Annotated in this window: 10 protein-coding genes and 1 tRNA gene; 10 read left to right on the top strand and 1 reads right to left on the bottom strand. The window is 60.9% G+C overall.

Translation table 11 applies throughout. The annotated features are described in order from the left end of the window. The first annotated feature begins 5 nt into the window (after window positions 1-5). From SLW74_RS18290 to SLW74_RS18245, 10 genes are all read left to right on the top strand, one after another. Window positions 6-1448, top strand: a complete 1443-nt coding sequence (locus SLW74_RS18290; protein WP_208600739.1) for an N-acetylmuramoyl-L-alanine amidase — start codon at window positions 6-8, stop codon at window positions 1446-1448. Window positions 1449-1474: 26 nt separating this feature from the next. Beyond that, window positions 1475-3430, top strand: coding sequence for a DNA mismatch repair endonuclease MutL (gene mutL / locus SLW74_RS18285; protein WP_410929726.1), 1956 nt, complete (start codon window positions 1475-1477; stop codon window positions 3428-3430). Further along, entirely contained in the window at window positions 3430-4401 is a 972-nt protein-coding gene (gene miaA, locus SLW74_RS18280; RefSeq protein ID WP_410929708.1) for a tRNA (adenosine(37)-N6)-dimethylallyltransferase MiaA, read from the top strand. The genes mutL and miaA overlap by 1 nt, the downstream gene beginning before the upstream one ends. Before the next feature lie 104 nt (window positions 4402-4505). After that, window positions 4506-4766 carry an RNA chaperone Hfq gene (hfq, locus tag SLW74_RS18275; protein WP_019691505.1) on the top strand — a complete coding sequence of 87 codons (261 nt, stop codon included), beginning with the start codon at window positions 4506-4508 and terminating at the stop codon, window positions 4764-4766. 12 nt (window positions 4767-4778) lie between these two features. After that, on the top strand, window positions 4779-6080 hold the full coding sequence (hflX, locus tag SLW74_RS18270; protein WP_065987803.1) for a ribosome rescue GTPase HflX: 1302 nt from the start codon (window positions 4779-4781) through the stop codon (window positions 6078-6080). A gap of 96 nt (window positions 6081-6176) precedes the next feature. Further along, on the top strand, window positions 6177-7358 hold the full coding sequence (gene hflK, locus SLW74_RS18265; RefSeq protein ID WP_410929707.1) for an FtsH protease activity modulator HflK: 1182 nt from the start codon (window positions 6177-6179) through the stop codon (window positions 7356-7358). Next, window positions 7358-8227, top strand: coding sequence for a protease modulator HflC (gene hflC, locus SLW74_RS18260; protein ID WP_065987801.1), 870 nt, complete (start codon window positions 7358-7360; stop codon window positions 8225-8227). Before hflK ends, hflC begins: the two co-directional genes overlap by 1 nt. A gap of 290 nt (window positions 8228-8517) precedes the next feature. Next, the gene (locus SLW74_RS18255; protein ID WP_410929706.1) at window positions 8518-9705 is read left to right on the top strand and encodes an ATP phosphoribosyltransferase regulatory subunit; all 1188 of its coding nucleotides are present in this window, start codon (window positions 8518-8520) and stop codon (window positions 9703-9705) included. Between the two features lie 54 nt (window positions 9706-9759). Next, the gene (locus SLW74_RS18250; protein WP_065987799.1) at window positions 9760-11052 is read left to right on the top strand and encodes an adenylosuccinate synthase; all 1293 of its coding nucleotides are present in this window, start codon (window positions 9760-9762) and stop codon (window positions 11050-11052) included. A 150-nt stretch (window positions 11053-11202) separates the two neighbouring features. Beyond that, window positions 11203-13137 carry a methyl-accepting chemotaxis protein gene (locus SLW74_RS18245; RefSeq protein WP_410929705.1) on the top strand — a complete coding sequence of 645 codons (1935 nt, stop codon included), beginning with the start codon at window positions 11203-11205 and terminating at the stop codon, window positions 13135-13137. Between the two features lie 73 nt (window positions 13138-13210). Here SLW74_RS18245 and SLW74_RS18240 read toward each other — a convergent pair. Further along, window positions 13211-13297 (bottom strand) — tRNA-Leu (locus tag SLW74_RS18240). Window positions 13298-13360: the final 63 nt, after the last annotated feature.

The following is a 13360-nucleotide window of genomic DNA, read 5'->3' as shown; positions in this document are numbered from 1 at the left end:
TAGATATGGGGTTTGGTATGCGCATGCGCGCGCTGGTTACTGTGATTGGACTGCTGCTGGCGACACTGGCTGTCGACGCGTTGGCCGCTTCACAGGTACGAAGTGTCCGCTTATGGCGTGCCCCGGATAACACGCGGCTGGTTTTCGACCTGTCTGGCCCTGTTCAGCACAGTGTCTTCACGCTGCAGTCCCCTGATCGTCTGGTCATCGACATCAACGGCGCCACCCTGGGTGGGCCGCTGAACGTGCCGACGGCCAACACGCCGATCACCAGCATGCGCTCGGCGCAACGCACGCCTGACGACCTGCGTGTGGTCATCGACCTGAAGAAGGCCGTGACGCCGAAGAGCTTCACCCTCGCGCCGAACCAGCAATACGGCAACCGTCTGGTGGTCGACCTGTACGACAACGCCGCCGATGCCAATCCGCCGCCGTCGGTTGCCGATACCCCGGCCACCACCGCGCCTGCGACGCCCGCAGTGGTGCCGGTCAGCCCGTCCAAGCCTGAAATCAAGCTTACCCCTGTGCCAAACGGCAAGCGCGACATCGTTGTCGTCATCGATGCCGGTCACGGCGGAGAAGATCCGGGTGCGTCTGGCGGTCGCGGTGAGAAAGAAAAGAACGTCGTGCTCGCGATTGCCAAGGAGCTTCAGCGCCAGATCAACGGCGAAAAGGGCTACCGCGCCGAGCTGACCCGTACGGGCGACTACTTCATCCCGCTGCGTAAGCGCACGGAAATTGCCCGCGCCAAAGGTGCTGATCTGTTCGTGTCCATTCATGCCGACGCGGCGCCTTCTTCGGCGGCCTTCGGCGCTTCGGTGTTTGCCCTGTCGGAACGCGGCGCGACCTCCGAAACAGCACGCTGGCTGGCGGACAGTGAAAACCGTTCCGACTTGATCGGTGGCGCCGGGGCCGTAAGTCTCGATGACAAAGACCGCATGCTCGCGGGTGTACTGCTCGATTTGTCGATGACCGCATCACTGACTTCAAGCCTGAACGTCGGCCAGAAGGTCCTGACCAACATCGGCCGCGTAACCTCGCTGCACAAGTCCCGCGTCGAGCAGGCCGGCTTCATGGTGCTGAAGTCGCCGGACATTCCGTCGATTCTGGTCGAGACCGGCTTCATCTCCAACGCGGCCGAAGCGAACAAGCTGCAAGGCACCAGCCACCAGCAGGCCCTGGCGCGCTCCATCACGGCGGGCGTGAAGCAGTTCTTCCAGCAGAATCCGCCGCAAGGCACGTACATCGCCTGGCTGCGGGATAACGGCAAGCTGGCCATGGGCGCGCGCGAGCATACGGTGCGTCCCGGCGAGTCGTTGAGCATGATCGCGGCGCGCTACGACATGACCATGCCGATGCTTCGTACAGCCAATCATCTGAGCTCTGACGAGCTGAAAGTCGGGCAGGAGCTGAGAATCCCCAGCGCAGAACTGGCAGGTGAGCCGTGACTGACCTGTTGCTCGGTGATCAAGAGCTGGATGTCAGCGTAAGCCCCGATTTACCTGCGGCCGAGGCTGCGCGTATCCAGCTGCTGAGCCCGCGGCTCGCCAACCAGATTGCTGCGGGCGAGGTCGTCGAGCGCCCGGCTTCGGTGATCAAGGAACTGCTCGAAAACAGCCTTGATTCCGGCGCGCGCCGTATTGATGTCGACGTCGAGCAAGCCGGCATCAAACTGTTGCGGGTTCGCGACGACGGCGGCGGCATCTCCTCGGATGATCTGCCCCTGGCACTGGCCCGACATGCCACCAGCAAGATCCGCGACCTGGAAGACCTTGAGCGAGTCATGAGCCTTGGCTTCCGGGGCGAAGCGCTGGCGTCGATCAGTTCCGTGGCGCGCCTGACGTTGACGTCTCGCACGCGCGACGCCGATCAGGCCTGGCAGGTCGAGACCGAAGGCCGCGACATGGTTTCCCGTGTTCAGCCCGCTGCGCACCCCGTCGGCACCTCCGTGGAAGTGCGTGACCTGTTTTTCAACACCCCTGCACGACGCAAGTTTCTTAAGGCCGAGAAAACCGAGTTCGATCACCTCCAGGAGGTAATCAAGCGCATGGCGCTGGCTCGGTTCGATGTGGCCTTTCATTTGCGCCATAACGGCAAGACTGTCCTGAGCCTGCATGAAGCCCACGATGACGTCGCGCGCGCGCGTCGGGTTTCGGCTATTTGCGGCCCCGGGTTTCTGGAGCAGGCGCTGCCGATCGAGGTCGAGCGCAACGGTTTGAGGTTGTGGGGATGGGTGGGGCTGCCGACGTTCTCCCGCAGTCAGGCCGATCTGCAGTATTTCTTCGTCAATGGCCGTGCAGTGCGCGACAAACTGGTTGCCCACGCTGTGCGTCAGGCTTACCGCGACGTGCTGTTCAACGGCCGGCATCCGACCTTCGTGCTGTTTTTCGAAGTCGATCCGGCGGTCGTCGACGTCAACGTCCACCCGACCAAGCACGAAGTGCGGTTCCGCGACGGGCGCATGGTTCACGATTTCCTCTACGGCACGCTGCATCGCGCCCTCGGCGATGTACGACCTGAAGATCAGCTCGCGGGCACCACCTCGGTTACCGCGCTGGTGCGGCCAAGCGGGCCGGATGCCGGCGAGTTCGGGCCCCAGGGCGAAATGCGCCTGGCCAATAACGTGCTCGAAACGCCACAAGGTCAGGCGTGGAACCCGCCGGCCGGATCCGCGCCAGGCTCTGGCAGTGGTGCGGGTTACCAGTATCAGTACACGCCGCGGCCGTCGTCGGTGCTTCCGGCTGAAGAGGCACGTGCCGCTTACAGCGAATTCTTTGCCCCTCTGCCCGGCGTGCGGGCGTCGGCGAGCGCAGGCAGCGTGTCGCTTCCCGAATCCCAGGGCGATGTTCCGCCGCTGGGTTATGCACTCGCTCAGCTCAAAGGCATTTATATCCTCGCGGAAAACGCCCACGGCCTGGTGCTGGTGGACATGCACGCGGCCCATGAGCGAATCATGTACGAGCGCTTGAAGATCGCCATGGCCAGCGAAGGCCTGAGCGGTCAGCCGCTGCTGGTGCCGGAGTCCATTGCCGTCAGCCAGCGCGAAGTCGACTGCGCCGAGGAACACATGGTGACCTTCCAGCAGCTGGGCTTCGAGTTGCAGCGCCTTGGGCCGGAGACTCTCGCTATCCGGCAGATCCCTGCGCTGCTGAAACAGGCTGAGGCGAATCGACTGGTGCACGACGTGCTGGGCGATCTGATGGAGTACGGCACCAGCGATCGCGTTCAGGCGCACATGAATGAGCTGCTCGGCACCATGGCGTGCCACGGTGCGATCCGCGCCAATCGCCGGCTGGCCATCCCGGAAATGAACGGGCTGCTGCGTGACATGGAAAACACCGAGCGCAGCGGTCAATGCAACCATGGACGGCCCACCTGGACCCAGCTGGGTCTGGATGATCTGGACAAATTATTCCTGCGCGGTCGCTGATGAGTGCTCTTCCTCCGGCCATCTTTCTGATGGGGCCGACCGCCGCCGGGAAAACCGATCTCGCCATCGAGCTGACCAAAGTGCTTCCGTGTGAGCTGATCAGCGTGGATTCCGCGCTGGTGTACCGCGGCATGGACATCGGCACTGCCAAGCCATCAAAAGCGCTGCTGGAGACGTATCCGCACCGTCTCATCGATATCCTCGACCCGAGCCAGAGCTACTCTGCGGCGGATTTTCGAACCGATGCCTTGCACGCCATGGCGGAAATTACCGCCCGGGGAAAAATTCCCCTGCTGGTGGGCGGCACGATGTTGTATTTCAAAGCTCTACTGGAGGGCCTGGCCGATATGCCTGCGGCTGACGCCGAGATTCGTGCGCAGATTGAGGCGCAAGCGGCCAGTCAGGGCTGGCAGTCGTTGCATGATGAGCTGGCGAGCATCGATCCGGTGTCGGCGGCGAGAATTCACCCCAACGATCCCCAGCGGCTGGTTCGCGCGCTGGAAGTCTTTCGGGTCAGCGGCATGAGCATGACCGCGCACCGGGAACAACAAAGTGCGCAAAGTGCTCAAGCGAGCGCTTCGGGGCGTCATCAATTGCCCTATACTGTCGCAAATCTCGCGATCGCACCGACGGATCGCAAGGTGCTCCACGACCGAATTGCTGTGCGTTTCAGGCAAATGCTTGATGAAGGATTCGTTGAAGAAGTCGTAGCGCTACGTTCGAGGGGTGATCTGAACTCGAATTCACCGTCTATTAGAGCTGTAGGGTATCGCCAGGTCTGGGATCATCTGGACGGCAAGCTGACTCGGGACCAGATGCAGGAGCGCGGCATCATTGCCACGCGCCAGCTGGCCAAGAGGCAGTTCACCTGGTTACGCAGCTGGCAGAATTTGCACTGGTTGGACAGCCTGGCTTGCGACAATCTGCCACGCGCCTTGAAATACCTGGGGTCGGTCTCCATATTGAGCTGAGTCCTTGCAATAGCCGTCTATCCTTGGGGGATAGCCTTCGGGAGGTAGCGGCCCAAGCCAATGTTTTCGAATTTATTCTATTGATCCTTAAAGGAGTGCGGCACATGTCAAAAGGGCATTCGCTACAAGACCCTTACCTGAACACTTTGCGTAAAGAGAAGGTTGGGGTTTCGATCTATCTGGTAAACGGTATCAAGCTGCAAGGCACTATCGAATCCTTTGACCAGTTCGTTATTTTGCTGAAGAACACTGTCAGCCAAATGGTCTACAAACACGCCATCTCGACTGTCGTTCCCGTCCGCCCGATTCGTCTGCCTAGCGCTACCGAATCCGAGCAGGCTGACGCCGAGCCAGGTAACGCCTGATAGGAGTCTGCTTTGTTCTTTGAGCGCCACAGTGGTGGTGAGCGGGCGATCCTCGTTCACTTGGATGGTCAGGACCCTGAGGCGCGCGAAGATCCGCAGGAGTTCAGGGAGCTGGCGCTGTCGGCCGGCGCCGACATTGTCTCGTTCGTCAACGTGCCAAGGCATCGGCCAACGGCCAAGTATCTGGTAGGCAGCGGCAAGGTCGAGGAATTGCGCGACCTGGTCAAAACCGAAAAGTCAGATATCGTCATCTTCAATCATGTCCTTACACCCAGTCAGGAACGTAACCTCGAACGTGTTTTCGAGTGTCGCGTGCTTGACCGTACGGGCCTGATTCTCGACATCTTCGCCCAACGGGCGCGCACCCATGAAGGCAAGCTGCAGGTCGAACTGGCCCAGCTTGAGCACATGAGTACGCGGCTGGTCCGTGGCTGGACTCACCTTGAGCGTCAGGGTGGCGGTATCGGTCTGCGCGGTCCGGGTGAAACCCAGCTCGAAACGGACCGGCGCCTGTTGCGTGTGCGCCTGCGTCAGATCAAGGGCCGGCTTGAAAAAGTTCGCAGTCAGCGTGATCAGGCCCGTCGTGGCCGGTCCCGCGCCGACATCCCTACGGTTTCGATCGTCGGCTATACCAACGCCGGCAAGTCAACGCTGTTCAATGCGGTGACCGACTCCGACGTCTACGCGGCCGATCAGCTGTTCGCGACCCTTGATCCGACCCTGCGCCGCCTTGAAGTCAAAGACCTTGGGCCGATTGTGCTGGCTGATACGGTGGGTTTCATCCGTCATTTGCCGCACAAGCTGGTCGAGGCCTTTCGGGCTACGCTCGAAGAGTCGAGCAACTCCGATCTGCTGCTGCATGTGATTGACGCTCATGAGCCCGATCGCCTTGAGCAGATCGAGCAGGTCATGGTGGTGCTGGGCGAGATTGGGGCCCAGGACTTGCCGATGCTTGAGGTGTATAACAAACTCGATCTGCTCGAAGGGGTTGAGCCGCAGATCCAGCGCGATGCCGATGGCAAGCCGCAGCGGGTCTGGGTTTCTGCCCGTGATGGACGCGGTCTGGACTTGCTCAAGCAAGCCATTGCCGAAGTGTTGGGCAATGACCTCTTCGTGGGGACGCTGCGCCTCACGCAGGAGTTCGCCCGGTTGCGTGCCCAGTTTTTCAACCTGGGTGCGGTGCAGAGCGAAGAGCACGACGAAGAAGGTCAGAGTCTTTTGGCTGTTCGGTTACCCCGAGTTGAATTCAATCGCCTGGTGAGTCGCGAAGGACTGCAGCCGCTGGAATTCATCGAGCAACACACTTTGCAATAAAAGCCTGACAAAGCGGTTGTACCGCTTCGACGGGCATTCTGTAGCATTGGTCGGCGCGCCGTGGGCGCGTCTTTGCTTTATCAGATGGAGAGCGCTATGGCTTGGAATGAGCCGGGTGGCAACTCGAATAATCAGGATCCTTGGGGTGGTAAGCGCAAGGGCGGCGACCGCAAGGGGCCACCGGATCTCGACGAGGCCTTCCGTAAGCTGCAGGAAAGCCTGAATGGGTTGTTCGGTGGTGGCAAGAAACGCAGTGGCGATGGCGGCGGCAACGGCGGTGGATCGAGCAAGGGCGGTGGCCTCGGCCTGCTCGGCATCGGTCTGGTCGTGCTGCTCGCCATCTGGCTGTACAACGCAATCTATGTGGTCGACGAGCAGGAGCAGGCTGTTGTGCTGCGCTTCGGCAAGTACTACGAAACTGTCGGGCCGGGTCTGAATATCTATTTCCCGCCGTTTGATCGCAAGTACCTCGAAAACGTGACGCGTGAACGTGCGTACAGCAAGCAGGGCCAGATGCTCACCGAAGACGAGAACATCGTCGAAGTGCCGCTGACTGTGCAGTACAAGATCACCAATCTGCAGGATTTTGTGCTGAACGTTGATCAGCCTGAAGTCAGCCTGCAGCATGCGACCGAAAGTGCCTTGCGTCATGTGGTGGGTTCGACCGCCATGGACCAGGTGCTGACTGAAGGTCGTGAGTTGATGGCCAGCGAAATCAAGGAGCGGCTGCAACGCTTCCTCGATACCTATCGCACCGGCATCACCGTGACTCAGGTCAACGTGCAGAGCGCTGCGGCGCCGCGCGAAGTCCAGGAAGCGTTCGATGACGTGATCCGCGCCCGTGAAGACGAACAGCGCTCACGTAACCAGGCTGAAACCTACGCCAACGGTGTGATCCCGGAAGCGCGCGGTCAGGCTCAGCGTATTGTCGAAGACGCCAACGGCTATCGCGATGAAGTGGTTTCTCGGGCCAAGGGTGAGGCGGATCGTTTTACCAAGCTGGTCGCCGAGTACCGCAAGGCACCGGAAGTCACGCGTGAACGTCTGTATCTGGACACCATGCAGGAAGTCTTCAGCAACACCAGCAAGGTACTTGTGACCGGCGACAAAGGTCAGAACAACCTGCTTTATCTGCCGTTGGACAAAATGATTGATAGCAGCCGTAACGGTTCCAGCTCGTCTGCCACGGGCGGCGCTGCTGCTGCACCGGCAGATCCGGGCTCACGGGCAGCGGACATGCAACAGCAACGTGACACGCGCACTAGGGAGACTCGCTGATGAGCAATAAATCTCTGGTTGCCCTGATTGTCTGCGTCGTGTTGGCCGTGGTCGCATGGAACAGCTTCTACATCGTCGCTCAGACCGAGCGCGCGGTGCTGCTGCAATTCGGTCGCGTGGTTCAGGCGGATGTTTCGCCAGGCCTGCACGTGAAGATTCCTTACGTGAATCAGGTGCGCAAGTTCGATGGTCGCTTGATGACCCTCGATGCGCCGACTCAGCGTTTCCTGACGCTGGAAAAGAAAGCCGTGATGGTCGATGCCTACGCCAAATGGCGCGTGAAGGACGCTGAGCGTTTCTACACCGCGACATCCGGCCTGAAGCAGATCGCCGATGAGCGTCTCTCCCGTCGTCTCGAATCCGGTCTGCGTGACCAGTTCGGCAAGCGCACGCTGCACGAGGTGGTTTCGGGTGAGCGTGACGCACTGATGGCTGACATCACTGCGTCTCTGAACACCATGGCCGGCAAAGAGCTGGGCATCGAAGTTGTCGATGTTCGAGTCAAGGCCATCGACCTGCCGAAGGAAGTGAACCGCAGCGTGTTCGAGCGTATGAGCACCGAGCGTGAGCGTGAGGCCCGTGAGCACCGCGCCAAGGGTAACGAGCTGGCGGAAGGCATCCGTGCCGACGCCGATCGTCAGCGCCGCGTTCTGTTGGCTGAAGCGTATCGGGAGTCTGAAGAGGCACGCGGTGATGGTGATGCTCAAGCGGCTGCGATCTACTCCAAGGCCTACGGTCAGGATCAGGAGTTCTACGCGTTTTACCGTAGCCTGCGCGCCTACCGTGAAAGCTTCGCCAACAAAAGCGACGTGATGGTGCTGGACCCAAGCAGCGAGTTCTTCCGCTATTTGCAAAAAGCCAAGCCGTAATCGCATCAGCACCTGATCACTCCGCCGGGCGGCAAAACTGCCCGTCGGGGTGATCGCGCGACAAAACGTGTGTATGATGCGGCAGCCGGGAAATTCCCGGCTTTTTTGCGTCTGCACGATTGATTGGCCGTGGCGTGTTCCGTGCGCGGCAGTTTTTTCGAGGACGGTGTTCGCGATAGTGCGGCGCATCGGGCAGGGGACATTCCCTTGCCCTGCGTCCGCAGAATGCTGTCTGCTTCACTCAAGGCTTGCCCAAGGGCCGGCCGCCCGGATCATAGGGGAAAGGCGTAATGGCAACGGTTGACCGCTGGCTGCTGCCGGATGGCATCGAAGAAGTACTGCCGCCGGAAGCTGCGCGTATTGAAGTCGCGCGTCGTCAGGTGCTGGATCTGTTTCAGAGCTGGGGCTACGAATTTGTCGTGACCCCGCACATCGAATACCTCGAATCACTGCTCACCGGTGCGGGCCAGGATCTGGATCTGCGCACCTTCAAAGTGGTCGACCCGCAATCGGGCCGGCAGATGGGTTTCCGCGCGGACATCACGCCACAGGTCGCCCGCATCGACGCCCACACCCTGCGTCGCGAAGGCCCAAGCCGCCTCTGCTACGCCGGCAGCGTGCTGCATGCCCAGCCGCGTGCATTGTCGTCCTCGCGCAGCCCGATCCAGTTGGGTGCCGAGCTGTACGGCGACGCGAGCCCGAGCAGTGACGTCGAAGTCATCAGCCTCATGCTGGCGATGCTGCAATTGGCGGATGTGCCAGACGTCCATATGGACCTGGGGCACGTCGGGATTTACCGCGGTCTTGCCCGCGCTGCCGGATTGTCCGGCGAAGTCGAGCAACAGCTGTTTGATGCACTCCAGCGCAAAGCCATCGACGAGGTCATTGGATTGACCGAAGGTCTGCCGGCCGACCTGGCCAGCATGTTGCGTGCTCTGGTGGATCTGTGTGGCGACCGTACGGTATTGGCGCAGGCCCGCGACCGTCTGGCGAATGCGCCGGCGGCGGTCATTGAGGCGCTGGATGATCTGCAGGAAATCGCCGAACGTCTCTCGGCCCGATTCCCTGAGCTACCGTTGTACTTTGACCTCGGCGAATTGCGCGGCTACCACTACCACACTGGCGTGGTGTTTGCGGTCTTCGTCCCGGGTGTTGGCCAGTCGATCGCCCAGGGCGGTCGGTACGATGACATTGGTGCCGACTTCGGTCGCGCGCGACCGGCGACGGGTTTTTCCACCGATTTGAAAACCCTGGTGACACGCGGCCAGGCGCAGATCGAGCTACCGTCTGGCGGTATCTGGATGCCGGACAGCACTGATGCGGCGCTGTGGCAAACGGTCTGCCAGTTGCGCGCTGAAGGTCAGCGTGTGGTTCAGGCGTTGCCAGGCCAACCGGTTTCAGCAGCGCTAGACGCCGACTGTGATCGGCAATTGATTCAGCAGGGCGAGCGTTGGCAGGTAATGCCGCTGGCCTCTTAAGTTTCCCCGCCGGCCGCTGCCGGCACCAAGTTTGCGCGAATGAGGACAAGTGTTATGGGTAAGAATGTCGTAGTCCTGGGCACCCAATGGGGTGATGAGGGCAAAGGCAAGATCGTTGATCTGCTGACCGAACATGCAACCGCGGTAGTGCGCTATCAAGGTGGCCACAACGCTGGCCACACACTGGTGATCGACGGCGAAAAAACCGTCCTCCACCTGATTCCGTCCGGCGTCCTGCGCGAAGGCGTACAGTGCCTGATCGGCAACGGTGTGGTCGTCGCGCCTGATGCGCTCATGCGCGAAATCACCAAACTGGAAGATAAAGGCATTCCGGTGCGCGAGCGTCTGCGCATCAGCCCGTCCTGCCCGCTGATCCTGTCCTATCACGTGGCCCTTGATCAGGCCCGCGAAAAGGCTCGTGGCGAGCACAAGATCGGCACCACAGGTCGTGGCATCGGCCCGGCTTACGAAGACAAGGTTGCGCGTCGTGGTCTGCGCATCGGTGATCTGTTCCACCGCGAGCGCTTCGCCGCCAAGCTGGGCGAGCTGCTGGATTACCACAACTTCGTTCTGGTCAACTACTACAAAGAGCCGGCGATCGACTTCCAGAAGACGCTCGACGAGTGCATGGAATACGCCGAACTGCTCAAGCCGATGATGCTCGACGTGACCGCAACGCTGCACGAAATGCGTCGCGCCGGCAAAGACATCATGTTCGAAGGCGCTCAGGGTTCGCTGCTGGACATCGACCACGGTACCTACCCGTACGTCACCAGTTCGAACACCACTGCCGGCGGCATCGCTACCGGTTCGGGCATGGGGCCGATGTACCTGGATTACATCTTGGGCATCACCAAGGCCTACACCACTCGCGTGGGTTCGGGTCCGTTCCCGACGGAGCTGTTCGACGACGTTGGCGCGTTCCTGGCCAAGCGCGGCCACGAGTTCGGGGCAACCACCGGCCGTGCGCGTCGCTGTGGCTGGTTCGACGCCGTTATCCTGCGTCGCGCCATCGACGTTAACAGCATCTCGGGCATCTGCCTGACCAAGCTGGACGTGCTTGACGGTCTCGAGACCATCAACATCTGCGTGGGTTACAAGAACGAGAACGGTGCAGTGATCGACGCCCCGACCGACGCCGATAGCTATATCGGCCTGGAGCCGGTGTACGAAGAAGTGCCGGGCTGGTCAGAATCGACCCTGGGTGCCAAGACCCTGGAAGAGCTGCCTGCCAATGCTCGCGCTTACATCAAGCGTCTTGAAGAGCTGGTCGGCGCACCGATCGACATTATTTCGACGGGCCCTGACCGCAACGAGACGATCGTTCTGCGTCATCCGTTCGACTGATAAGTCGTTGAAGCGCAAATAAAGGGTCGCCTCGGTGGCCCTTTGTTTTGCCCGCTGGAAACTACTCGCCACTGCGGCACGACCCTTGCTGTGATTCCGCTTATAAAACGATGCCATCATTTTGATGGCGTGTGTGGCGAGGGATCTCCTGTGTCGGCCGTTAATTCTCTTCTTCGCAGCCGCTTGCTGCGGCCCGTATTCATTGCTCTTGGTATCGCCCTTCTGGTGCAAGTGCTGGTTGCCGTCGCCCTCACTCGGAGCACCGTCACTGCGCTCGAAGCTGAGCTGGCGGCACGGCTGGGTGTAGATTCGCAACACTTGACCGGCGAGCTGGAGCAGGCGAGCCGTGACGTAACGTCCAGTCTGGACAGTCTTTCGCAAAATACTCGTCAGCGCCTGAGTGCCGGCCTCTCGACGCGCCTTAAAGATGAGCAGGCGCAACTGCGTGCGACGCTGGAGAAAGACCTTCGGGATTCGGCGACGGACATGGCCGAGCTGCTGGCAGCTGTCGCGCCACGGGCGATGTGGGATGGCGATACGCCGACGCTGTCGGAGTTCGCGCGCCGGGCGCAACGTAATCCGAACGTGCTTTTTGTGGTCTACGACGATGCCCAGGGCGAGCACCTAACGCGTTATCTGAACCGCGAGAACGAATCGATCAAGGCCCTGTTGGCGAAAGGCGAGGGTGAGCGCGCCATGGACAAGGTCCTGAACGCGGCGCAGAAAGACCCTTCGGTTTACTACGTTGAAGCGTCCATCAGCCCCAATGGCGTCGAGATCGGCAAGGTCCGCATGGGCGTGTCAACCACCTCGGTAGAAGAGAATCTGGCGGCGCTGGACAAGCGCTTCGCTGCGCTGATCGGCAGCGGTGATCAACTGGTCTCCGAAAGCTTGGGCGGCGCTGCGGCCGAGAGCTCTGCCGCATTGCGCTCGCGTCTGCAAACGGCGCAATCGTCGGCCGCTGCGATGGCAACCAATACCAGTTCTGCCGTACAGGAAGCTGCGTCCACCTTGCGCTGGAGGATCGGCGTCGGGCTGTCCCTGGTGGGGCTCGGCGTGCTGGTGGTGTTGGCGATTGTGCTGGGGCGTCGCGTGGTGCTGCGCTTGCAGTTGCTCAACCGTGCGCTGGATGATCTGGCGGCAGGTGAAGGCGATCTGACCAAGCGCGTCAAACTCAACAGCAACGATGAGATAGGCGACATGGCTGCGGCCGTGAACCGCTTTGTCGATAAGTTGCAGCCGATCGTCCGGGAGGCGGGGGATGTGGCGCAGCAGACTGGCGTCGAGATTGGCGCCATGAGCAAACGCAATGCAGGAGCTGGCGCGGCAGCTGAATTGCAGCGCGATGAGGTGGCTGCCAGCCTTCAAGCGTTGGCACAGATGGCTGACGAGGCGCAGGCCGAGAGCCAGGCCATGCAGGCGGCGTTGCGGCAGGTGGTGGATATTCGTCAAGCGACTGATGAGAACACGCGCACCTCCAATCAGGTCGGCAGTTTGATCGAGGCGCTGGCCGGGCAGGTGGACACCGGCGCCCAGGTCATCGAGCGGCTGGCGCAGCAAAGCCAGCAGATTGAAGTGGTTTTGGAAGTGATCCATGGCATCGCCGAGCAGACCAATCTGCTTGCCCTTAATGCTGCCATTGAGGCCGCGCGCGCCGGTGAGACCGGTCGAGGTTTCGCCGTTGTCGCCGATGAAGTGCGCGCGTTGGCGAGCAAGACGCAAAGCTCGACGGGCGATATCCAGGAGCACATCGCCAAGCTGCAATCCGGGGCGCGCGAAGCAGTGGCAACGATTGGTCTTGCCGGCCGTCAGGCCAAGGAAGGGCTCGCGGTGCTGAAGGACAGCGCTCGGCTGCAGCAATCGGTGCAGGTGTCTGTCGAGCAGGTGCATGCGGCGATTGGCCTGGCGACCCGAGCGGCAGAGCATCAGGCTCAGGGCGCGCAAGCGGTGCGGGGGCGGGTAGAGGTTATTCACGCCCAGGCCGAGAAGGCTGCCCAGGCGGTGGTGGAAACGACCGCCAGCGGCAAGACGCTGGACAGGCTTGCCGCGCAGCTGAAGGCTAGTCTGGGGCAATTTCGAGCGTAGTTTCGCTCTAGGGGGGACAATTGCAGCTCCCCAGAAAGCACAAAACCGAGCACTCGGCTCGGTTTTGTTTGTTTGGTGCCCAGAAGAAGACTCGAACTTCCACGACCTTGCGGTCACCAGCACCTGAAGCTGGCGTGTCTACCAATTTCACCATCTGGGCATGGCGCTGATTTAATTAGATTTTTCGCGGGAGTGCAACTGAATTTTTGAATTTATTGGGGAG

It is taken from the genome of Pseudomonas sp. W5-36 (assembly GCF_046540455.1).
In the GTDB taxonomy this organism is placed as follows: Bacteria; Pseudomonadota; Gammaproteobacteria; order Pseudomonadales; family Pseudomonadaceae; genus Aquipseudomonas; species Aquipseudomonas graminis_B.
The sequence above is the reverse complement of the archived record's forward strand: the minus strand, read 5'-3'. Positions and strand labels throughout refer to the sequence as shown.

Bases quoted from the DNA above. Each gene is read 5' to 3' on its own strand.
- SLW74_RS18290 (WP_208600739.1), top strand. From the start codon at position 6: ATGGGGTTTGGTATGCGCATGCGCGCGCTGGTTACTGTGATTGGACTG.
- miaA (WP_410929708.1), top strand. From the start codon at position 3,430: ATGAGTGCTCTTCCTCCGGCCATCTTTCTGATGGGGCCGACCGCCGCC.
- hfq (WP_019691505.1), top strand. From the start codon at position 4,506: ATGTCAAAAGGGCATTCGCTACAAGACCCTTACCTGAACACTTTGCGT.
- hflK (WP_410929707.1), top strand. From the start codon at position 6,177: ATGGCTTGGAATGAGCCGGGTGGCAACTCGAATAATCAGGATCCTTGG.
- hflC (WP_065987801.1), top strand. From the start codon at position 7,358: ATGAGCAATAAATCTCTGGTTGCCCTGATTGTCTGCGTCGTGTTGGCC.
- SLW74_RS18255 (WP_410929706.1), top strand. From the start codon at position 8,518: ATGGCAACGGTTGACCGCTGGCTGCTGCCGGATGGCATCGAAGAAGTA.
- SLW74_RS18250 (WP_065987799.1), top strand. From the start codon at position 9,760: ATGGGTAAGAATGTCGTAGTCCTGGGCACCCAATGGGGTGATGAGGGC.